Origin of the sequence: Tabrizicola sp., assembly GCF_022842145.1 — a bacterium.
GTDB lineage: Bacteria > Pseudomonadota > Alphaproteobacteria > Rhodobacterales > Rhodobacteraceae > Tabrizicola.
The window spans coordinates 260,125-281,576 of the sequence record NZ_JALHQD010000002.1 but is presented as its reverse complement, the minus strand read 5'-3'; the positions used below and the strand labels follow the sequence as shown (position 1 = coordinate 281,576).

23 protein-coding genes are annotated in these 21,452 nt (G+C 65.5%); 7 read left to right on the top strand and 16 right to left on the bottom strand.

The genetic code is table 11. From position 1 onward, the window contains the following. Positions 1-29 precede the first annotated feature (29 nt). The 3 genes from rpoD to Q0C42_RS06450 all read left to right on the top strand — a co-directional run bounded on the left by rpoD (position 30) and on the right by Q0C42_RS06450 (position 3,033). Positions 30-2,027, top strand: coding sequence for an RNA polymerase sigma factor RpoD (gene rpoD / locus Q0C42_RS06460; RefSeq protein WP_295073655.1), 1,998 nt, complete (start codon positions 30-32; stop codon positions 2,025-2,027). Then, complete coding sequence (locus Q0C42_RS06455) at positions 2,024-2,413, top strand: hypothetical protein (protein WP_295073653.1); 390 nt, start codon at positions 2,024-2,026, stop codon at positions 2,411-2,413. Before rpoD ends, Q0C42_RS06455 begins: the two co-directional genes overlap by 4 nt. Positions 2,414-2,553: 140 nt before the next feature. Then, on the top strand, positions 2,554-3,033 hold the full coding sequence (locus Q0C42_RS06450) for a hypothetical protein (protein ID WP_295073650.1): 480 nt from the start codon (positions 2,554-2,556) through the stop codon (positions 3,031-3,033). On the opposite strand, the gene Q0C42_RS06445 is transcribed toward Q0C42_RS06450, so the two are convergent. After that, positions 3,030-3,902: a glycosyltransferase family 92 protein gene (locus Q0C42_RS06445; protein ID WP_295073647.1), complete on the bottom strand. Its 873-nt coding sequence runs from the start codon at positions 3,900-3,902 to the stop codon at positions 3,030-3,032. The genes Q0C42_RS06450 and Q0C42_RS06445 overlap by 4 nt on opposite strands. A 181-nt stretch (positions 3,903-4,083) precedes the next feature. On the opposite strand from Q0C42_RS06445, the gene nrdR reads away from it, so the two are divergent. Further along, positions 4,084-4,551 carry a transcriptional regulator NrdR gene (gene nrdR / locus Q0C42_RS06440; protein ID WP_295073644.1) on the top strand — a complete coding sequence of 156 codons (468 nt, stop codon included), beginning with the start codon at positions 4,084-4,086 and terminating at the stop codon, positions 4,549-4,551. A 26-nt stretch (positions 4,552-4,577) separates the two neighbouring features. Further along, positions 4,578-5,648: a bifunctional diaminohydroxyphosphoribosylaminopyrimidine deaminase/5-amino-6-(5-phosphoribosylamino)uracil reductase RibD gene (gene ribD / locus Q0C42_RS06435; RefSeq protein WP_295074324.1), complete on the top strand. Its 1,071-nt coding sequence runs from the start codon at positions 4,578-4,580 to the stop codon at positions 5,646-5,648. On the opposite strand, the gene Q0C42_RS06430 is transcribed toward ribD, so the two are convergent. The 14 genes from Q0C42_RS06430 to Q0C42_RS06365 all read right to left on the bottom strand — a co-directional run bounded on the left by Q0C42_RS06430 (position 5,624) and on the right by Q0C42_RS06365 (position 18,394). Continuing rightward, positions 5,624-6,232, bottom strand: a complete 609-nt coding sequence (locus Q0C42_RS06430) for a hypothetical protein (protein WP_295073641.1) — start codon at positions 6,230-6,232, stop codon at positions 5,624-5,626. The genes ribD and Q0C42_RS06430 overlap by 25 nt on opposite strands. A gap of 113 nt (positions 6,233-6,345) precedes the next feature. After that, complete coding sequence (dxs, locus tag Q0C42_RS06425) at positions 6,346-8,286, bottom strand: 1-deoxy-D-xylulose-5-phosphate synthase (RefSeq protein WP_295073638.1); 1,941 nt, start codon at positions 8,284-8,286, stop codon at positions 6,346-6,348. A 168-nt stretch (positions 8,287-8,454) separates the two neighbouring features. Further along, positions 8,455-8,685 carry an RC-LH1 core complex protein PufX gene (gene pufX, locus Q0C42_RS06420; RefSeq protein WP_295073635.1) on the bottom strand — a complete coding sequence of 77 codons (231 nt, stop codon included), beginning with the start codon at positions 8,683-8,685 and terminating at the stop codon, positions 8,455-8,457. Positions 8,686-8,695: 10 nt separating this feature from the next. Further along, on the bottom strand, positions 8,696-9,619 hold the full coding sequence (pufM, locus tag Q0C42_RS06415; RefSeq protein WP_295073632.1) for a photosynthetic reaction center subunit M: 924 nt from the start codon (positions 9,617-9,619) through the stop codon (positions 8,696-8,698). Next, positions 9,612-10,460: a photosynthetic reaction center subunit L gene (gene pufL / locus Q0C42_RS06410; protein WP_295073629.1), complete on the bottom strand. Its 849-nt coding sequence runs from the start codon at positions 10,458-10,460 to the stop codon at positions 9,612-9,614. Before pufL ends, pufM begins: the two co-directional genes overlap by 8 nt. A gap of 134 nt (positions 10,461-10,594) precedes the next feature. Beyond that, the gene (pufA, locus tag Q0C42_RS06405; protein ID WP_295073626.1) at positions 10,595-10,777 is read right to left on the bottom strand and encodes a light-harvesting antenna LH1, alpha subunit; all 183 of its coding nucleotides are present in this window, start codon (positions 10,775-10,777) and stop codon (positions 10,595-10,597) included. Positions 10,778-10,790: 13 nt separating this feature from the next. Beyond that, on the bottom strand, positions 10,791-10,940 hold the full coding sequence (gene pufB / locus Q0C42_RS06400) for a light-harvesting antenna LH1, beta subunit (RefSeq protein ID WP_128514097.1): 150 nt from the start codon (positions 10,938-10,940) through the stop codon (positions 10,791-10,793). Between the two features lie 170 nt (positions 10,941-11,110). After that, positions 11,111-11,341, bottom strand: a complete 231-nt coding sequence (pufQ, locus tag Q0C42_RS06395; protein ID WP_295073622.1) for a cytochrome PufQ — start codon at positions 11,339-11,341, stop codon at positions 11,111-11,113. Further along, positions 11,338-12,816: a chlorophyllide a reductase subunit Z gene (bchZ, locus tag Q0C42_RS06390; protein ID WP_295073619.1), complete on the bottom strand. Its 1,479-nt coding sequence runs from the start codon at positions 12,814-12,816 to the stop codon at positions 11,338-11,340. The genes pufQ and bchZ overlap by 4 nt, the downstream gene beginning before the upstream one ends. Further along, entirely contained in the window at positions 12,816-14,285 is a 1,470-nt protein-coding gene (bchY, locus tag Q0C42_RS06385) for a chlorophyllide a reductase subunit Y (RefSeq protein WP_295074323.1), read from the bottom strand. Before bchY ends, bchZ begins: the two co-directional genes overlap by 1 nt. Positions 14,286-14,378: 93 nt before the next feature. Then, a complete protein-coding gene (locus Q0C42_RS06380; RefSeq protein WP_295073616.1) occupies positions 14,379-15,383 on the bottom strand; it encodes a chlorophyllide a reductase iron protein subunit X in 1,005 nt (334 codons plus the stop codon). Further along, positions 15,380-16,318: a chlorophyll synthesis pathway protein BchC gene (bchC, locus tag Q0C42_RS06375; RefSeq protein WP_295073613.1), complete on the bottom strand. Its 939-nt coding sequence runs from the start codon at positions 16,316-16,318 to the stop codon at positions 15,380-15,382. The genes Q0C42_RS06380 and bchC overlap by 4 nt, the downstream gene beginning before the upstream one ends. Positions 16,319-16,448: 130 nt before the next feature. Beyond that, a complete protein-coding gene (locus Q0C42_RS06370; protein WP_295073611.1) occupies positions 16,449-17,561 on the bottom strand; it encodes a methyltransferase in 1,113 nt (370 codons plus the stop codon). Continuing rightward, positions 17,558-18,394 (bottom strand): polyprenyl synthetase family protein, encoded by an 837-nt coding sequence (locus Q0C42_RS06365; protein ID WP_295073608.1) that lies wholly within the window; start codon positions 18,392-18,394, stop codon positions 17,558-17,560. The genes Q0C42_RS06370 and Q0C42_RS06365 overlap by 4 nt, the downstream gene beginning before the upstream one ends. A 144-nt stretch (positions 18,395-18,538) precedes the next feature. Here Q0C42_RS06365 and crtD point away from each other — a divergent pair, with 144 nt between their 5' ends. Beyond that, a complete protein-coding gene (gene crtD / locus Q0C42_RS06360) occupies positions 18,539-20,104 on the top strand; it encodes a 1-hydroxycarotenoid 3,4-desaturase CrtD (RefSeq protein WP_295074322.1) in 1,566 nt (521 codons plus the stop codon). Further along, positions 20,071-20,934 (top strand): carotenoid 1,2-hydratase, encoded by an 864-nt coding sequence (gene crtC, locus Q0C42_RS06355; RefSeq protein WP_295074321.1) that lies wholly within the window; start codon positions 20,071-20,073, stop codon positions 20,932-20,934. Before crtD ends, crtC begins: the two co-directional genes overlap by 34 nt. Here crtC and Q0C42_RS06350 read toward each other — a convergent pair. Continuing rightward, complete coding sequence (locus tag Q0C42_RS06350) at positions 20,931-21,425, bottom strand: TspO/MBR family protein (protein WP_295073605.1); 495 nt, start codon at positions 21,423-21,425, stop codon at positions 20,931-20,933. The two genes, crtC and Q0C42_RS06350, sit on opposite strands and share 4 nt — an antisense overlap. Positions 21,426-21,452: the final 27 nt, after the last annotated feature.

The following is a 21,452-nucleotide window of genomic DNA, read 5'->3' as shown; positions in this document are numbered from 1 at the left end:
CTCGACCCGATTCGCCTAACGGAGATCTCATGGCCCTCAAGGACACCGACGACACCAAGCCGGAAACCGACGACGCCGACGTGTCGCTGGACATGAGCCAGGCTGCTGTCAAGAAAATGATCGCCGACGCGAAGGAGCGTGGGTACATCACATACGATCAGCTGAACACGGTCCTGCCGCCCGAGCAGGTGTCCTCCGAGCAGATCGAGGACGTGATGTCGATGCTGTCCGAAATGGGCATCAACATCATCGAGGACGAAGAAGTCGAGGAAGGCGAAGCCCCGGCGGGCGGCGAGTTGGTGGAAACCTCCACCAGCCGCGAGATCGCCGTGGCGGGCACCACCACGGAAACGCTGGACCGGACCGACGACCCCGTCCGGATGTACCTGCGCGAGATGGGCTCGGTCGAGCTTCTCAGCCGCGAGGGCGAGATCGCCATCGCCAAGCGGATCGAGGCCGGTCGCAACACGATGATCGCCGGGCTTTGCGAAAGCCCGCTGACCTTCCAGGCCATCATCATCTGGCGCGACGAACTTCTGTCCGAAGAGATCCTCTTGCGCGACGTCATCGATCTGGAAGCCACCTTCGGGCGGTCTCTGGACGGCGAAGAGGGCGAGCTGGACGGAGCCGCGCTGGACGAAGTCGGTGTGGGCGAAGCGGCCCCGCGCCGGTCCTCCAGCGCCGAGCCGGAACTGGATGCCGACGGCAACCCGATCATGGCCGAGATGGACGAGGACGAGGACGACGAGTCCGCGAACATGTCGCTGGCCGCGATGGAGGCCGCGCTGAAGCCGCGAGTGCTGGAGACGCTCGACCTGATCGCCCGCGACTATGACAAGCTGGCCGACATGCAGCAGCTGCGGATGGACGCGACCCTGTCGTCCTCCCGGCGGTTTTCCACTGCCGACGAGGCCGCCTATCAGAAGCTGCGGTCGGAAATCGTGCTTCTGGTGAACGAGCTTCACCTGAACAACTCCCGTATCGAAGCCCTGATCGACCAGCTTTACGGCATCAACAAGCGCATCATGTCGATCAACTCGGGCATGGTGAAACTGGCGGACGCCGCGCGGATCAACCGTCAGGAATTCATCCAGGAATACCAGGGGTACGAGCTTGACCCTTCCTGGCTGGACCGCATGGCGCAGAAGGCCGGGCGTGGCTGGCAGGCGCTGATCGAACGCAGCCGCGAGAAAGTGGAAGAGTTGCGCACCGAGATGGCCCAAGTCGGCCAGTATATCGGCGTCGACATCAGCGAATTCCGCCGGATCGTGAACCAGGTCCAGAAGGGCGAGAAAGAGGCCCGGCAGGCCAAGAAGGAAATGGTCGAGGCGAACCTGCGTCTCGTCATCTCCATCGCCAAGAAATACACCAACCGCGGCTTGCAATTCCTTGATCTCATTCAGGAAGGCAACATCGGCCTGATGAAGGCCGTCGACAAGTTCGAGTATCGCCGGGGCTACAAGTTCTCCACCTACGCCACCTGGTGGATTCGTCAGGCGATCACCCGGTCGATCGCCGACCAGGCCCGCACGATCCGCATCCCGGTCCACATGATCGAGACGATCAACAAGCTGGTCCGCACCGGCCGCCAGATGCTGCACGAAATCGGCCGCGAACCGACGCCCGAGGAACTGGCCGAGAAACTCCAGATGCCGCTGGAGAAGGTCCGCAAGGTGATGAAGATCGCCAAGGAACCGATCTCGCTGGAGACGCCCATCGGCGACGAGGAAGACAGCCAGCTTGGCGACTTCATCGAAGACAAGAACGCGATCCTGCCCTTGGACAGCGCGATTCAGGAAAACCTGAAGGAGACGACGACCCGCGTGCTGGCATCGCTGACCCCGCGCGAAGAACGCGTCCTGCGCATGCGCTTCGGCATCGGCATGAACACTGACCACACGCTGGAAGAAGTCGGCCAGCAATTCAGCGTCACCCGCGAACGCATCCGCCAGATTGAAGCCAAGGCCTTGCGCAAGCTGAAGCACCCCTCGCGGAGCCGGAAGCTGCGCAGCTTCCTGGATCAGTGAGTAACCAGACCTTGGACATAGCCGACCTGCGGGACGAAATCGCGACCGCTGACGCGAAGGCCGCCTTTGACGTGATCGTCGAGGGGTTTTCGACGTCGGGGGAGTTCTCTGTCGCCACCCACGAGCAGGGCTTTCTCAACAGTCTGCGGATCAAGCGGGACGAGGAGTTCTGCTTTGCCGCAGTTCCCGCGGACGAGTGGGTGCTGACCTATATTCGCAAGCCCGAACTGCGGCGGGGAAAGATCACGCCGGAAATGGTGATGGCGGCCTTCCCGGATGCCCGCGTGACCAGCAGTGGCGAAATCACCTTGCGGATATCGGATGCCGGGACAGCCCTACGCTGGCTGGACCTGGTCCGGTCGACCGAAAGCAGCGAAAAGGCGTAGGTCCGGCTTTCTGGACCCTTTCCCGGCGCAGCACTCCCTGCGCCGCTGACCCTACACCCCAGAGCCCAGGCAGGCCGGAATCCTGACCTTGTGCCGGTCCCTCCTCCGCCCCAAAGTGCGATCCAACATTGGAGGCCACCATGCGCACCGCTCTTCTGCTCGCTCTTCTCGCGGCCCCCTTGGCCGGGCCGACCTTGGCCGCCTGCCAGGGCGATGAGGCCTTCTCCTGCCAGATTGGCACCAAGACGCTGGAGGTCTGTTACTGGAAGGGCATGCTGACCTATGCCTACGGGCCCGAAGACGATCCGGAGATCTTCCTCAACGAACGCCTGGAAACCGTCGCCTTCACCCCCTGGCCCGGCATCGGCAGCAGCCTGTGGGAGACGGTGGCCTTCGAAAACGCCGGATACACCTACGAAGTCTGGACCAGCGTGGAACGTGACCCCGAAGCGACCGAACCGCGTGCGGGGGGCGTCAGGGTGCTGCAGGGCGACCAGACCGTCGCCGAACTGGAATGCGACGGCGGCACCGCCACGTCGATGGATGGACTTTATGACCTGAAGGATGGCATCGGCCAGTGCTGGGACATGGACGCCCACGCCTGGGGCAGCTGCGGCTAGGGGTCTTCGACGAAGGGCCAGACCGGGTAGCTGAGCCCCGCTTCAAGCAGGATTGCGCGCAGACGCATCGCCTCGGTCCGCATCCGGCCCGCAAAGGCCAGCATGTCGGTGTTGCGGCGGCCGGGCGCATTCGCCTCGGCCAGCCGGGTGTCCAGCTTGGTCCGTTTGCGCTGGGGGTCCTGCGAATTCGCGTGGCCGCGATTGCGCTTTTCCTCGAACTCTTCCATCGACTTGACCAGGTAGTGGTGCAGCGCCGCGACCTCGACGTCATGCGCCCGCATGATCTGGCCCGTGACGAACTGGGCCTCCTGTCCCGAGGGCGTCACATAGCGCCCCTCGCTGACGGCCACGCGGTGGATGCCAGTTCCCGAAAGCTTTTCCCGACGGCCGATGGCCTTCATGCTGCGATTGTACCGGGCCCGGCGCGGCAGACATTCGGTGAAGCGTTCGATGACCGGCAAAGCCCGGTAACGATCTTGCCCGCCGCTGTTGAACGCGACCCAGTTGACCGCGACGGCGTTCACGTCGTCACCGAACCGCCGCAGGAAGTCGGTGATGGTCTGGTCCTGCCGCAGCAGCAGGAATTCGTCGACATCGAAATAGGCGATCCAATCCACGACCGAGCCCTTCCGCATGTGTTCGTAAGCAAGGCGCTGCGGATGCAGGCCCACCTCATGCGGCCATTCGATCCGGATCAACTCTCCCGCATCGTCAAGCGCCTGCAGAATCTCGCCGGTCCCGTCGGTGCTTTCGTTGTCGTAGATGACGAAATCGGTGAACCCCAGCGCCTTGTAATGCGCCAGCCATTCGACGACGGACCGGACCTCGTTCTTCACGATCCCGCAAAGCGCGATGCTGGGTTCACCCATCCAGACCGGCCCCTGCCCCCTGAGCGGCCTGAGTCTCTCTCGCCACAGTTGCTCCCCCATATTCTGGGCCGGAAAGTTGGGACTTCCCCAGATACAAGTCCTTCCCCTATAGTCTGTGGTGGAACCGTGGGAAACACCCGGACCTTGAGGCAGGTATAACCATAAAGCAAGGAGGGGGCCGATGCGCTGCCCATTCTGCGGCAACATCGACACGCAAGTGAAGGATTCGCGGCCCGCGGAGGATCATGTCTCGATCCGCCGCCGTCGCTTCTGCCCGGCCTGCGGCGGCCGGTTCACCACCTATGAACGGGTGCAGTTGCGCGATCTGGTCGTCATAAAATCCTCTGGCAAGCGTGAGGATTTCGACCGCGCCAAGCTGGAACGCTCGATCCGCATCGCGATGCAGAAGCGTCCGATCGACCCGGAACGGATCGACCAGATGATCAGCGGCATCGTGCGGCGGCTGGAAAGCCTTGGCGACACCGACATCCCGTCCAAGACCATCGGCGAGATCGTGATGGAAAGCCTGGCGCGGATCGACACCGTGGCCTACGTGCGCTTTGCCAGCGTCTACAAGAACTTCCAGACCGCGGACGATTTCGACGGTTTCGTCTCCGAGCTTCGGCCCGGCGCCGCCCAGGAAGAGTGACCGAGACCCCGATAGACCGGGACCATATGGCCCATGCCCTGCGCCTTGCGGCGCGGGGCCTTGGCAATGTCTGGCCCAATCCTGCGGTAGGCTGCGTGCTGATCCGGGGCGGGCTGGTCGTCGGTCGCGGCTGGACGCAACCCGGTGGCCGCCCGCATGCCGAAGTGCGCGCCCTGCAACAGGCCGGACCGGCCGCAGCCGGGGCGACGGCTTACCTCACGCTCGAACCTTGCGCGCACCACGGCCACACCCCACCCTGCGCCGAGGCGCTGATCGCGGCGGGGGTCGCAAGGGTCGTCACTGCGCTGACCGACCCCGACCCGCGCGTGTCCGGCAAGGGGCATCAGATGCTGCGCGCGGCAGGGACCTCGGTGACCGAAGGGGTCCTGAAGCCCGAGGCAGCCCGCCTGAACGCAGGTTTCCTGAAGCGCGTGACGCAGGGCCTCCCTTTAGTCACGCTGAAACTGGCCGCCACCCTTGACGGACGCATCGCCACGGCAACCGGAGAGTCGCGCTGGATCACCGGCCCCGAAGCCCGGCGCAAGGTCCATGCCCTGCGGATGAGCCATGATGCCGTGATGGTCGGCTCGGGCACGGCACTTGCCGATGATCCCGACCTGACGGTGCGGGACCTGGGCGCGCCACGCCAACCGGTGCGCATCGTGATGGACCGCCGCTTGCGCCATGCGGCCGACAGTCGGCTGGGCCGATCCGCGGCCGCCCATCCGGTCTGGCTTGTGCATGGCCCCGATGCCCCGGACACGGCGCGCGTTGCCTGGCTGGCCACGGGCGCTACCCTGATCGAGGTTCCCGAAACGGGCGGCAAGCTGGATCTTCGCGCCGCTCTTGCTGCCCTGGCCGCTCGCGGGATCACCCGCGTCCTCAGCGAAGGGGGGGGCACCCTGGCCGCCAGCCTCGTCAGGGACGGTCTGGTGGACGAACTTGCGCTTTTCTCGGCTGGTCTGCTGATCGGGTCAGAGGGTCAGGCGGCCCTCGGCGCGATGGGGATTGGCGCGCTGTCAGCGGCGCCGCGCCCCGTCCTGCGCCAGTCCCAGGTGCTGGGGCCGGACCTTTACTCGCTGTGGTCTCTGGCCTGACGGACCTCTGAAAGGCGGTCGTCGTCCAGTGCCAGGCTGACTTCATCGCCGCGCAGCACGTCTTCCACCACCTTGGTCGCGGCTTCCCGACAGCTGTTGCAGACCTCGTAGTATACAAGAGCCGGATGACGATCGCCGATATCGTCGCAACTGGTCCACTCTTGCGTCACGCCGAAGCGGATGTCGCCGCAGAAGCTGCACTTGCAGTCGCGGGCTTGGGGATCGTAGTTCCACCGGTTCAGCGGCGGCGAGAAATGCCACGCATCCTTCAGGTCGTGGACCATCAGCGCACGGTCATCCTTCATCGGCTGGATGGTCAAAAGATAGGCCCGCGCCATATTGGGCGAATCGCAGCGATACTCCATGCGAAGCGGCCGCTTGGTCTTCAGAACGGTCCCCACCATGCTTGCGATCAGCTCGCGCGTCTCTTCGCCGGCGATGTGCGCCAGCAAGGACGTGGACAGGACGTGGTTCGCAAGGGCGTGTTGCGCTGCATTCTGCAGAGCGAATTCATCCCACTCTCCGCCCACCCAGAGCAGCCGGAACTCGCTGTCTACAACGGCGTAGACCTGCTGGAACTTCACTGCTGCAGTCCTCCCCCGAGCGCCTTCCGAGCGTGACCATAGCACGGTCTGCACGGAATGGTGCTAGAAGTTTACACTTCTGCAGCTTTTTTGAACCCGCGGCGAATTGACTGTCAGCGCAACCTGACAACCTGCGCACCAAGGGCGGGTGCAACTGCGGACCGGACCATTGCGGCGATATCCGCAGCGGCCAGTCCCGCCCAGGCATACATCTGAGTCGGGCTGGCCTGATCAATGAAGCGGTCCGGCAGCGTCATGGTCCGGACCGGCGCGCCACGGTCCAGCTGACCGCTCATCGCCAGATGATGCAGGACCATCGCGCCGAAGCCGCCGGTCGATCCCTGCTCGACGGTGATGAGGCAGCGGTGCTCGCGGTAAAGCCGGTCGATCAGCGCCACATCCAGGGGCTTGGCAAACCGGGCATCGGCCACGGTGGCCGAGATGCCTTCCGCTTCCAGGATCGTCGCGGCCGCCAGTGCCTCGGAAAGTTGCGCGCCGAAAGACAGGATCGCGACATCGGTGCCCTCGCGCAGCACGCGGCCCTTGCCGATCTCCAGCGGGACGCCGCGGTCGGGCATCGCTACACCCATCCCCTCGCCGCGCGGATAGCGCAGGGCGATGGGGCCGTGGTCGTGGACAGCAGCGGTCGCGATCATGTGCACAAGGTCCGCTTCGTCCCCCGCCGCCATGACCGTCATGTTCGGCAGGTTCGCCAGGAACATCACGTCGAAGGCCCCGGCATGGGTCGCGCCGTCCTGTCCGACCAGGCCCGCCCGGTCGATGGCAAAGCGCACCGGCAGGTTCTGCAGGGCGACATCGTGGATGATCTGGTCGTAGCCGCGTTGCAGGAAGCTGGAGTAGATCGCGCAGAAGGGCCGCATCCCCCCTGCCGCCAGACCGGCGGCGAAGGTCACCCCATGCTGCTCGGCGATGCCGACGTCGAACACCCGCGCCGGAAAGCGTTTCTGCATCACGTCAAGGCCGGTCCCCCCCGGCATCGCCGCGGTGATCGCCACGATGCGCGGATCGCGTGCGGCCTCATCCGTCAGGGTCTGGCCGAAGACTGCCGTGTAGTTCGGAGCATTCGCAGGCGTCTTGTGCTGCTTGCCGGTGGCGATGTCGAACTTCGCGACGCCATGATACTTGTCGTCCGCGCCTTCCGCCGGGCCATAGCCGTTGCCCTTCTTCGTCACCACATGCAACAGGACCGGGCCGTCGGCATGGGCCCGCATCGACCGCAGCGCATGCAAGAGCATCGGCACATCATGGCCGTTCACCGGGCCGAAGTAGGAAAAGCCCAGCTTCTCGAACAGGGTCACGCCACCGGGCCGGTCGCTGACCAGTTCACGCGCCCGCCGTGCACCTTCGCGCAGGGGGCCGGGAAGGTGATCCTCCAGCCCCTCGGCAATCGCCTTCAAGGTGGCCAGAGGTCCCTTGCCGGCGATGGAATTCAGATAGGTCTGCATCGCGCCGACGGGCGGGGCGATGGACATGTCGTTGTCGTTCAGGATTACGAACAGCCGCTTGCCCAGATGGCCCGCGTGGTTCATCGCCTCATAGGCCATGCCCGCCGTGATCGCGCCATCGCCGATCACCGCGACAGTATCGCCCACGGGCTGTCCCATCTCGCGCGCCATTGCGAAACCAAGGGCCGCGGAAATCGAGGTGGAGGAATGCGCCGCGCCGAAGGGGTCATAGTCGCTTTCCGACCGCTTGGTGAAACCGCTGAGGCCATCGGCCTGGCGCAGCGTCAGCATCCGGTGGCGGCGCCCGGTCAGGATCTTGTGCGGATAGCACTGGTGCCCCACGTCCCAGATCAGCTTGTCGCGCGGGGTATCGAAGACCGCATGCAACGCCACGGTCAGTTCGACCACACCCAGCGATGATCCCAGGTGTCCACCGGTCTGGCTGACCACCTCGATCACCTCGCGGCGGAGTTCGTCGGCCAGCTGGGGCAAGTCGTGGTCCGCAAGCGCCCGGAGATCAGCGGGGCTGGCGACACGGTCTAGCATCGGTTTTTCGGCAAAGGCGGGATTGGCACCGGGCGCAGTCATGGTTTGCTCCTTTCGGGCAAAGGGTGCCGTGTGGGTTGATGCCACACGGCACAAGTGCCTGTCGTCCGACAGGAAGGGAACCGGGGCCCGGAGGTCCCGACATCCGGACCCGTGGGAGGGTCAGGATCGGCTTGTCGGGTCCGGAGACTGGCTCCGGACCCGACGGTTTCAGGCCAGGTCGTGACCCTCGGCCACCAGCGGCGTCTCAAGCGAACCGTAAGGCGAAGGCGTCTGACGGCTTTCCTCGGGCAGCAAGAGCCCGACCAGGTAGATCGCCCAGACGAACAGCGAGATGGCGATGACGAAGGCGGCGGCGTAACCCGCCCCCTTCAGCATCTGACCAAGGCTCCAGAATACCAGGTTGGTCTGCTTGGTCTCGTTGAAATAGTCGTTCGGCATTTCGACCTCCTTAGTCGAGCGGCGCGTAGCCGTGCTCTTGTGCCCAGACGTACCAGTTGTCGACGACCGTGCCCGTCAGCAGGATGCCGATACCGCCGGTCAGAGTGACCAGCACGGCAAACCACCAGGCCCAGCGGTGGATCCCTTCCATCGTCGCGTTGAACCCCATGGTCCAGCGCCAGAAGAGAGCCGCCCGTTCGGACGCCGTGCCGCGGTCGGCGATCTGCTCAAGCTCCCGGTCGCCGCCAAAGCGGCTGACGGCCAGGATCGTCGCCCCGTGCATCGCAAAGAGCAGTGCCGATCCGTAAAGGAAGACGATGCTCAGCGCGTGGAAGGGGTTGTAGAACAGGTTGCCGTATTGCAGCGAGAAGTTGTTGGTCCAGTCGAGGTGGCTGAAGATGCCGTAAGGCACGGCGTGGCTCCAGCTGCCCATCAGGATCGGACGGAACAGGCCCAGCACCAGGAAAAGCCAGATCGCCGAGGCGAAGGCCCAGCTGACGTGCTTGCCCATCCCCAGGGCCTGCGCCCGCAGGTAGGTGCGGACCCACCAGGCACAGACGCTGATCAGAAGGAAGAAGCTGGCGATGATCCAGACCCCTCCTTCGGCCAGAGGCGCGAAGCCCAGGCCGTATTCTTCAGCCGGGGGTTCCAGGCTGAACCAGAAGAGGTCGCGCAGGAACACGGCCGGGTTGAAGCCCGCAAGATGCCAGTACCAAAGCCCGACAGTGACGAACCACGCCACACCGGCGGCCAGCGAGATCACTCCCATCGTGCCAAGGTACACGGGTCCAAGCTGGGCGTTGCCAATCCAGCCGGCCAGGTTCGAGAAGGTGGCCCCCCGGGTCCGGTTGGACAACTCGACGTTTTCGGTCATTCCCATTTCGGGGGCGCCACGCACCTGCACCTGGGTGAAGATGTTCTGATACTCAGCCATTTACGCCTCCCTCGATGCCAGCCCACCAGGGCAGCTGCAGCCACCAGTCCCACCAGACGACCCACTGGTCGAACCAGATCGTGCCCGAGATCACGATGCAGACCGCCGACCAGAACCCGGCGTTCAGAGCCAGCAACAGGCCGACGCGGTGGATGCCCAGCGTGCCGACCGAATAGCCGATCAGGTCACGGAAATAGGTGTCCTCGTGGTCGGGCGTCCGCATTTCCTTGCCCTTTTCAGGGTTTGCCGCCGACAGGATCAGCGCGCCATGCAGCGACAGGGCCAGGGCCGTGGTGAAGAAGAAGCTCACCGCGATCATGTGCGCCGGATTGTAGTGGAAGTTGCCGTAGGTGTAGCCCGTGTTCGACACCCAATCGAGGTGCGTCCAGATCCCGTAGGGAAAGGCATAGCCCCAGGAGCCCATCAGAACCGGGCGGATCACCACCAGGGTGACATAGGCGAAGATCGCGACACCGAAGGCGAAGGGCACGTGGTAGCCGATGCCAAGCTTGCGGCAGATTTCGACCTCACGCAGGGCCCAGGCCACGAAGGCTCCGGTGGCGCAGATCGTGATGATCTGCCAAAGCCCGCCCTCGCGAAGCGGCGCCATCGCCAAGCCCATTTCCACGGGTGGCGGGTTGATCGAGATAAGCCAGGGGTTCCAGGTGCCTTGCAGCACGGCGCCATACAGGATCAGCATGGTGCCAAGCGCGGCGAAGAAGAAGGTCAGGACCCCGAAGAACCCGACATAGAAGGGGCCGACCCAAAAGTCGAATAGATTGCCCCCGATCAGCGTGCCCCCCGGCACGCGGTATTTTCGTTCGAAGCTGAGCAGTGCCATGCTTCCCTCTCGCTTTTTTTATCGGGTCGTGCCGCCGTCGGGCGCAGGCGGTGGCGGACCGGATGTGTGTCAGCCGTCAGGTTGCCAGGGGCGGCGGGCACAAGGCTGCGCCGCCCCCGACGATGCGTAGGACCTTATTCGCTGACAGGAGCAGCCGCGTAGCCGTACTTGGCATTCGCGATGTCGAACCAGTTGTAGGCCGGCGTGCTGAGCAGCACGAGGTGGATCATTGCCGCCAAGAGGAACAGGAACACGCCCTGTGCCACGAAGACGCGACGAGGATCGAAGATCAGCCAGATTTTGTAGAACTTGGACATTTCTCGTTCCTCCTCAGAACCACGGACGCCAGATGTAGACCGCCAGGTGAGCAACCACGGCGATGGCTGTGAACAGCCAAAGCCCGCTCATGTAGACGGAGTGCAGTTCTTGCGCCTGCTCGTCGGTGAGACCTGTGAAACTCAGGTCGGATTTATCAGCCATGTTATCCTCCGAAAGGGGTGACTGACGCCGCATACCCTGCGGCTGGGTTCACGGGACAGCGGACTGCTGCTCCGTCTGGTCCGGCAGGGCCGAGGGTTTCCCCTCGCCCCTCCCGAAGGCTTCACCGGACGGGCGGGCGCACCGCGTCAGGCCGTGAGTTCCCCGCCTGTTCAGGGGCGGAAGATCGAGGGCGTGATCTCCTCGGCGTCGCGCAGCGCGCGCGCCAGGGGACCTTGCGCCGGAAGGTGCATGTGGCGGAGAGCCGAGCCGAGCCAGACCAGGCACTGCACCGGCAGCGCCAGCATCAGGATCAGCCCGAAGTAGGTGGCGTATTCCGCCTTCGGCGTGCGCTTTGGCGGCGACTTGAGATGGACGTGGCTGATGTAGCTCTGGTCACTCATGTTCTCTCTCCCCTATCAACCGCTGCCGGGCTTCCGCCTGCCAGGGGTTCGACAAATTCCAGGATGACCCGCTCGGCCCCGTGGTCGAGCGCGGTCTTTTCAGCCGCGTCCCGCAAGGTGCGGGCAGCGGAAATGCGGGTCAGCACCGGGTGCTGCTGCAGGATACGGTCCAGCGCCAGCTGGGCGTCGGTGTCCCAGGGCATGTCGCGGCGCAGGGTGGTCGGTGTGGCCGCCGCGCTGTCCATTTCGCTGCCCAGGGGCAGGATGTGGAACAGCGCGTCGAAAAGGCCGTTGCAGACTTCCTGCAACAGATAGACTGCACCGGCGTAGCCCATGAACGGCGTCCCCGTGGCGCGACGGATCGCGGCGCCCGGGAAGCTGGCCGGAATGAAACTTGGCGCGGGTCCATGTCCACCTTTCAGCTCGGCCAGGTACATCTTCTCGTTGATCGACCCCATCACGATCAGCGGCCGGTGCTGCTTCAGCAGCGCGCGCACGCCCTCGTTGTTGGTCTTCTGCCCCGCCAGCCGCGGCACCGCGAAGGCGCAAGGCAGGCCAAGGTCGTCTTCCAGATACTTGCGGATGCCGCGCGTGTAGGTCTCGTTCGCGACGATGGCGAAGCTGGCCGTCGCAAAGAAATCCTGCGTCACCGACCGCCAGAGGTCCCACAGGGGCTTCAACGTCGAATGCTTCTCCCGCTCGATGAACGGTTCAGGGTCCAGCCCCAGCATCTCGCCCAAAGTGCGCAGGAACAGCGTCGTCGACTCCAGCCCCATCGGTGCCTGCAGGTAGGGCTTGCCCAGACATTCGGCCAAGCCCCGGCCAAACTCGCGGTACATCACCACGTTGGCGTCGGCGTTGACCAGGTTCCGCATCTCGGCCAGATGCGCGCCCAGCGGCATCACCATGTTGATGTCAGCCCCGATGCCTTCGACCAGACGGCGGATCTCATGGAGGTCCGACGCCATGTTGAAGGTGCCGTACATTGGCCCCAGGATATTGACGCGCGGGCGTTGCCCCGGATCGCGGGTAGTTTCGGGAGGCATCCGGCCCTTGGTCATCCCGAACTCGGTGAAGATCCAGGTCATCGCGCGGTCGGCGCACTGCCACTGATCCTCGTCGATCGTCCGCGGCAGGAAGCGCTGGATGTTCGTCCCGGCAGGCGTCACGCCCCCGCCGATCATCTCGGCAATGCTTCCCGTCACCACCACCGCAGGCAGCGCCGGGTCCAAAGTCTTCCAGGCCCGCGCCATCGAGGCTTCGGTCCCCGAGGTCATCTCGCCTTCGCCCAGACCCGTCACCACGATGGGCAACTCATGCGGCGGCAAGGCATCGGTATAGTGCAGCACGGACGTCACCGGCAGGTTCTCACACCCCACCGGTCCGTCGATGACGACCTGCAGGCCCTTCACGGCGCAGAAGGCATAGATCGCCCCCCAGTAGCCGCCCGCCCGGTCATGATCCTGCACCAGCATCAGATCATCTCCTCGGCGCGTGCAGCCTTGGCCGCCTTGTCGAGTTTCTTCTGGTGGATCGCGCGGAAGTCCGGCCGCAGGTTCGGAGCACCTTCCCAGATGCCCGCCGTATCGTCCCGGCCAACCCCTTCGAAGAAGGCCTTCATGCCCTCCATCCGGGTCTTGTTGCCCATCGCGGCATTGACGACCTGCGCCAGCGATCCTGCGCCCGCCGGTCCCATCAGGGGCCGCGCGGAAATCAGGTTGGTGAAGTACAGGGACGGAACCCCCCGCTCCTTGGCCTTCTGCACGACCGGAGTCGTCCCGACCGCCAGATCCGGCTTGAACGCCTCCATCGCGGCCAGGTCATCCTCAAGGCTGGCGCGGTATTTCACCACGCAGCCCTTGGCCTCCAGCCAGGCGCGGTCAGCGGCCGACCATTCGTTCTTCGGGCAGGCGGTGCCGACGTAAGGCACATCCGCTCCGCTTTCGATCAGCAGTCGGGCGACCAGAAGTTCGGACCCTTCATAGCCCGACAGTGTGATCCGTCCGGTGATCGGGTTCGCGGCCAAGGCCCCCTTGATCGCCGGTCCAAAGGCATTCTGTGCCGCCGCAATCAGGTCGGGTGCCACGTTGTAAGCCGCGCCAATCGCCGCCAGCCAGTCCATCGTCCCGTCATGCCCCACCGGGGCCGAGCCGACGACAGTCCGACCCGCCGCTTGGAACTCACGGATCGAGGCGGTGTAGAACGGATGGATCGCCGCCACGACGCCGGAATCCAGCGCCGCGTACAACTCACGCCACTCGCGGCACGGCACCACGGGACCCGCAGCCAGTCCCATCGGGGCCAGCATCGCGCCGATCATCATCGGGTCGGCGGGGAACATCTCGCCCAGAAGCGTGACCGTCGGGCGGTCACTGCGTCCTTGGGCCGGGGCCGCCACGGGACCCGCCTGAATCTCGGAACGGGCATAGGCCAGCATGGCACCGGCCAGCACGTCCTTCGCCTCGGCATGGGTCGGCACCCCGAACCCCGGCACGTCGATGCCGATGATCCGCACGCCGTTGATCTCGTTGGGCAGCAACCGCAGCGGCACGCCGGAAGCCGTCGGCACGCAGAGGTTCGTCACCACCACCGCGTCATAACGGTCCGGGTCCGCCAGCTCATGCACCGCGTCGCGGATGTCCTCGAAGAGCTTGCCGGTCACCAGCGACTCCGAGTTGAAGGGCACATAACCGACTGACCGGCGGGCACCGTAGAAATGCGACACGAAGGTCAGGCCATAGACGCAGCAAGCCGAGCCAGACAGCACCGTCGCCACCCGACGCATCCGCAGTCCTACGCGCAAGCTGCCGAAAGCCGGGCACATCGACTGCGGCTTGTCATGCGGCCCCTGCGGATAGTCCGCCGCGTAACGGTCCAGGATTTCCGAATTGCCCGCCGCCCGCGCAGACTCCGCCATCTGCCCCGCACCCGCGTGGCAGCCCATCCCGTCGACCGGAGGAGTGGCGGCGAGGTCGCTCACTTGCGAGCCTCCGCCAGCGCCTTCAGCGCCTGTTCGATGATCGCCAGGGCTTCCAGATCAAACATTGTCGTAAACCACTTCCAGGCTGGGTTTCACGGCCGCGAACGACCCGCGCATGTCGGCGTCCGTCGCAGGATCAAGGACGAAGTTCGAGCCGGTCGTTTCGGCATCGAACAACCCCAGCAGTCCATCCTGGGTCAAAGGCTTCGGGCGCAGCGGCGGGGCGTCTGCGACGGCACAGGCCAGCACCTCGAACAAGGCACCCCATTGCGTCGCGTTGGTCCCAACGATCTGATAATTCGCCGATTTCCGCCGCAGGTCATCATCTGCGGGGATCGAGGCCAGCACCGGAATGTTGACCGCCTTGGCAAAGGCCGCAGCCTCGCCGGTTCCGTCATCCTTGTTGATGACCAGCCCTGCCACACCGACGTTCCCACCCAGCTTGCGGAAGTATTCCACCGCCGAGCAGACGTTGTTCGCCACATACAGCGACTGCAGGTCGTTCGAGCCGACCACGATCACCTTCTGCGCCATGTCGCGGGCAATCGGCAGGCCGAAACCACCGCAGACCACGTCGCCGAGGAAGTCCAGCAGCACATAATCGAAGTCCCAGTCATGGAACCCCAGCTTCTCCAGCAGTTCAAACCCGTGGATGATCCCGCGCCCGCCGCAACCGCGACCGACCTCCGGGCCACCCAGTTCCATCGCGAAGACGCCGCCGCGCTTGAAGCAGACGTCACCGATCTTCACCTCTTCACCGGCAAGCTTCTTGCGGGTGGAGGTCTCGATGATTGTCGGGCAGGCTTTCCCACCGAACAGAAGGCTGGTCGTGTCCGACTTCGGATCGCAGCCGATGAGCAGCACGCGCTTGCCCATCTCGGCCATCATGTGGCTCAGGTTGGCCAGCGTGAACGACTTGCCGATGCCGCCCTTGCCGTAGATTGCGATGATCTGCGTCTTCTTCGATGGCGGGTCCTGAGGCACTTCCAGCGAGGGTTCTTCCTGCGCTTCGGCGCGCAGGCGGGCGTCGAAATCCTTCAGGTTCGGGATATCAAGCGTCATGCTTCTGCACTCCAGTCGAGGATCATTTTCAGGCAGGTCGAGTCGGTGAAGGCGCGCTCATAGGCAGCCCCGGCGTCCGAGGCGTCAGCGCGGTGGGTGATCAGGCCGTCCAGCGACAGACGACCCTCGTCCATCAGACGGCGCGTCGCCTCCAGATCGGCGGGCTGCCATTCGCTGGCGATGCGCAGCCGCAGCTCTTTCATGAAGGCGGGCGGGAAGGCGAAACTGATGGGTGCGGTGTAAAAGCCGCACAGCACGACCTCGCCACCCTTCGCAAGTCGCGGCACCAGCGTGTCCAGCAGACCCGCCGCGCCCGAGGCATCCAGGATGACCCGGTAGTCGCGGCGCGAATCGTCTTCTGCGGCAATGACCTGATAACCCTCTGCACCACTGCGGCGGGCCGCGTCGATCTCCCAGACCGTGGGGGCCGGGCCGCCCATCGCAAGGGTGATCCGCGCCAGAAGCCGGCCCAGCGTGCCGTGTCCGATGATGAGGTCGGGCAGCGAACCGCCTGCCAGAGCATGATAAGCCGTCGCGGCCAGCGCCAGCAGCGCGCCCTTCTCGCCGTGGGCGGCATCCAGTTTCGCCACACGTGCGGCGGGCGTCACCAGGACCCCCGAGGCCCCGCCGAACAAGCCGCGCACCCCGTCCTGAAAGCAGTTCGCGCCCGGGACGAAGACATGGTCGCCGGCCCGCAGACCCGTTGCGCCACAAGTCTCCACCACTTCGCCGAAGCTTTCGTAGCCCGGGACCAGCGGATAGCCCATGCCCGGGAACGGCGGCATCGTGCCCTGCCAGAACAGCTTCTCGGTGCCGGTGGAAATACCAGAGTGCCGAACCCGGACCACGACGTCGCCATCAACCGGCGCCTTCAGCCCGACCTGCCCAAGATGCAGGGAGCGGGGGCCGGAAAGGATGACGGCTTGGGTTTCCACGTATTTGCGGCTTTCCTGAATCGGGTGCGGTTTTGCACTTAGTGTAAGTTTAGACTGACAGTTTGGGATGTCAAACTAATTGGACACTTTTTCGGCAGAACGCGGAACAAACCGAAAGTACGGTGGTTGTTCACGGTTTCTTCGCCGTGACGACCGAGGTCACATAGGGCCGATCACCCCGGCGCGGGCGGATATCCGTGAAGCCGGCAGATCCCAGAATGCGGCCAATCTCGGTAGCCGAGCGGGTTCGCCCGGTCCGCATCGCCAATGTGTAGATCGCGAAGTAGACGTCCGTGGCGGGATCGGGCTGGTCGCCGCCGGACATCGGCTCGGAGATCAGAATGCGGCCGCCGCTCGGCAAGCTGTTGAAAACCTTGGCGATCAACGCGCCCACACTGACGTCCGAATGATCGTAAAGCACCCGGATCAGGCTGATGGTGTCGGCCCCTTGCGGAAAGGGGTCGGCGCGGAAATCACCGGGGCAGAGTTGCAGCCTGTCCTGCAAGGCAGAGGGGACAGCCGCAAGCACAGCCGGCATGTCGAACAAGGACAAGGTCAGACGCGGATACACACGGGCGACCTCGGCCAGGAAGGCCCCGGTCCCGCCGCCGACGTCCAACAGATGTTGGCAATGTGTCAGGCTGACGAGACGCATCGTGTCTTCGGCCACCAGCACCTGGCTTTCCGCCATCAACCGGCTGTAGCGCGCGGCCAGCCCCGCATCCTCTTGCGCCAGGGGGCCAAAGACATAGGGCCAGAAGCCCGCCAGTTCCGTCTCGGTCTGGCCACGAAAGAAAGCAAGGGGATCCGAAAGGTCGCGGTAAAGCACATGATGGTGCCGCACCATCGGCTCCAGCCCCGGAACCGCCAGGAAGGCCGCCCCGCGCGGTGCCAGATGCCACATGCCCTTGCGATCCTGCGACAGAAGCTTCAGGGCCGCACCCGCTTTCAGCAGGACGACCAGCGGCGCAGGCTGAATGGCGCAGCGGCGGGAAAGGTCCTCGGTCTCCATCGGACCCGAGGCCAGGAAATGCAGCGCCCGCGCCTCGACCAGAGCCACCAGCGCCTGGCTTTGCACGAAGCCGGACAGGATGCTGAACAACTCCTCGCCCTCGCGTCGGGCCTTCCAACGCAAGCCGGGCACCCGCGCCGCAAGCTTGTGAAAGCGTGGCGACAGGGCCAATCGGGTCAGAAATCCCAGCGCCTCGGGCCGCGCGGGCGGCGGGCGCGGTTCGGCGTTCATCTGGTGGCCGCCTCCGGCAGGACGGTCATCTTGCGGGCATAGGCGGTGACCAGGTTGGCCAGCATCGCCTCACCCGGGCAGGCCGGGATCGAGGCGATCGCCCCGCCCAGAATGTCCTTCATATGCGCCATTGCGCCATCGACCCCCATCGAGGCCACGGCGTTGGGTCGCAGATGCACTGCGTCCTGTCCCGCGGGCTTGCCGGTCTGGTCCGACGTCAAAAGCGCGTCCTTCAGATCGTCCGCCACCTGGAAGGCGGCGCCGATCCGGTCGCCAAGATCAGCCCAGGGCTCGGCCTCCTGCCCCGCCGCCAGTGCGCCCATCTGGGTCGCCGCAACGAACAGCGCTGCCGTCTTGGCGCGGTGGTAGGCCAGCAGATCCACCTTGGATTCGCTCTCCCACGCCTGCCCCGCACAGATGCCGAAGGGCGCACCTGCATGCCGTGCCAACGTGGCCGTCAGCGCCAGCGCGCGATGCGGCGCCAGGGTGCCAGCCTTCGCCAGAACCTCGAAGGCCAGGATGATCAGACTGTCGCCCGACAGAACCGCCAACGGCTCGCTGAAGGCGCGGTGGAGCGTCGGCTTGCCCCGGCGCAGGTCCGCGTCATCAAAGGCAGGCAGGTCGTCATGCACCAGGCTTGCGCAATGGATCAACTCCAATGCGACGGCGGCGGAGGTGCTGACCTCGGGTCGGTCGTCGCCACAGGCAGCCGCCACCGCAAGCAGGATCGTCGGGCGGATTCGCGCGCCGCCGGGAAAGACCGCATAGGGAATGGCGGCGGACAGCTTCGGGGGCGCATCCTTGCGGTTCAAGGGGATAAGAGCTGCGGTCAAAGCCTGCTCTATGCGGTCAGCGAACGGCACCTGGGAGACTCCTTCGCGTCCGGGATGTTGATTCAGTTTGGCATCGCAGCCGCCATGTGTAAATCTGAATTTACACTTTGCTGTCATATCAAGTTGACAAGGACCCGCGACCGGATGCCGTCCACCCACAGTTCAGGCCAGCCCCGCGCCGTGGTGATCGGTGCAGGGATGGGAGGTCTCGCCGCCGCGATCCGGCTGGCAGCCGCGGGATGTCGCGTCACCGTGGTCGAGGCCGCTGACGCACCGGGGGGCAAGGCCCGCGCCCGCGCCACCCAAGCTGGACCCGCCGCGATGGGCCCCACCGTCCTGACCCTCAAGGCCGAGGTCGACGCCCTGTTCGCCCTCGCCGGCACCACAACGCAAGCCGAGGTGCAGATCACCCGGCTGCCCCGCCTTGCCCGCCACTGGTGGCCCGGCTCCGGCCCGCTGGACCTTTTCCCCGACCGCGAGGCGAACATCGAGGCGATCCGCGCCTTTGCCGGGGACCGCGAGGCCGACGGTTTCGCCCGGTTCGACGCCCGCGCCGGTGCCCTTTACCGGGCCTTCGAAACCCCGGTGATGCAAGCCCCGAAGCCTGACCTGCCCGCCATCGCCCGCACCACCCTGCGCCAGCCCGGGCTCTGGCCCGCGCTTCTGCCCGGCATGACTCTCGACCGCTGGCTCGGACAGTTCTTCCGCGACCCGCGCCTCCGCCAGCTTTTCGGCCGCTACGCCACCTATGTCGGTGGTCGCCCCGCCCATACCCCCGCCGTGCTGTCGCTTGTCTGGCAGGCCGAAGCGCAAGGCGTCTGGGCGGTGACCGATGGCATCCAGGCCCTTGCCCATGCCCTTGCGCGCACTGCAGAAACCCTGGGCGTCCGCTTCCACTACGCCACCAGCGCCCGCCGCATCACCCGCCAGTCCGGCCGTGTCAGCCAGGTGGAGACCGACCAGGGCCACCACCCCGCCGACATCGTCGTCTTCAACGGCGATCCCCGCGCCCTGACCGATGGCCACCTGGGCGAGGCCGCGCAATCCGCGCTGAAGCCCCCCGGCAAACCCAGCCTGTCCGCCTGGGTCTGGTCCTTCGCGGCCACGCTCTCCGGCCCCCGCGCGGAAGACCTGATCCAGCACAACCTCTTCTTCACCGCCGACCCGCAGGACGAATTCGGTCCCATCGGCCAGGGCCACATGCCGCAAAGCCCCACGCTTTACGTCAATGCCCAGGACCGCGAGTTGGGAACCACCCCCACGGACGAACGCTTCCAGATCATCATGAACGCCCCGGCCAACCGACCGGACCACACCGACGAGGACCAGACATGCCACGACCGCACCTTCCCGCCCCTGGCACAGATGGGTCTGACCTTCTCGCCCCCGCCGGAGCCCTCGGCCTTGACCCGGCCCAGGGACCTCGCGGCGCGCTTTCCGGCCTCGCTGGGCTCGATCTACGGCGCCTCGCCCGAGGGGGCGCTGGCGGCCTTTCAGCGTCCGGTGGCGCGGACCGGGCTGCCGGGGCTCTACCTCGCGGGGGGCGGAGTGCATCCGGGGGCGGGGGTCCCGATGGCGCTTATCTCCGGCAAGCAGGCCGCCTTACAGGCGCTGACCGACCTGACTTCAGCCTCGACGTCGGGCCGGACGGCTATGCCTGGTGGTATGTCGATGGCATCTCCGACGACGGAACGAAAGCCGTCTCGCTGATCGCCTTTATCGGGTCGGTCTTCTCACCCTGGTACAAATGGTCTGGCAGGCGTGAGCCGCAGAACCATTGCTGCCTGAACGTCGTGACCTCGGGCCTGAACGGCCGCTTCACCATGACCGACCGGGGGCGTTCCGCGCTGAAACAATCGCCCGACCGGCTGGAGATCGGCCCTTCCTCGGTCACCTGGACCGGGCAGGAACTGGTGATCGAGGTGAACGAATGGGGTGCGCCTCCGATGGTCACGCCCGTGACGGGCCGCGTCATCCTGACCCCGCGCGCGGTGACGCAGACCGAGGTTCTCCTCACCCCCGACGGCGCCCATCTCTGGCGCCCCTTCGCGCCCATCGCCGATATCGAGGTGCAACTCAGCCAGGGCCACAGCTGGCGCGGCCACGGCTATTTCGACGCCAACTTCGGCACCCGCGCGCTTGAGGCCGACTTCGCCTTCTGGACCTGGGGCCGCTACCCGCTGAAGGACCGGACCCTGTGCTTCTACGACGCCGAATTGCGCGACGGCACCCACTTTGACCTGGCGGTACAAATCACCCCGGACGGCCAGGTCGTCGAGACCACCGCCCCTCCCCGTACCCGCTTTGCGCGCAACCCTTGGGCCGTCCGCCGCGAAACCCGCGCCGACCCCGGGATAAAGCCCCGCCCGCACCTCTCGCTGCTGGAGGCGCCCTTCTATTCCCGCGCGCTGGTGGAAACCCAGATCGACGGCGAAAAGACCATCGGAATGCACGAGGCGCTTGACCTCACCCGCTTCCGCCAGCCGCTTTTGAAACCGATGCTCGCCGTCCGCGTCCCGCGTCGGGCAAACTGGCCCTAGACGCGCGCCGCGTCCGGGTTCTTCGCCGCGTCCGGGTTCAGCGTCATGACCGACCAGTTCAGCGCCCCGGCGATGCTGACCCAGGTCAGATACGGCACGAACAATGCTCCGGCGACCCAGTCGACCCGCCAGAACGCCACCAGCGTCGCGGCCACGGCCAGCCACAGCATCGCCAGCACCACCATCCCGCCGCGCAGCCGCCTCAGCCCGAAGAAGACCGGCGTCCACAGGATGTTCAGCCCCATCTGCAAGGCAAACAATGCCAGCGCCATTCCCACGGCGGGGTTCACCCCGGCCTGCCGCGCCACCCGCTCACCGGCCAGCGCGATGCAGATGTACAGCGTGGTCCAGGCCACCGGGAACAGCCAGTTCGGCGGAGTCCAGGACGGTTTCGCCAGACTCTCGTACCAGGCGCCGGGCGAAAACATTGCGCCCGTCGCGGCCGAAGGTCCGCAGGTCAGAAGGAAAACAAGAAACACCCAGATATCCATGACGCCGATCCGTTGAAGATTGTGCCG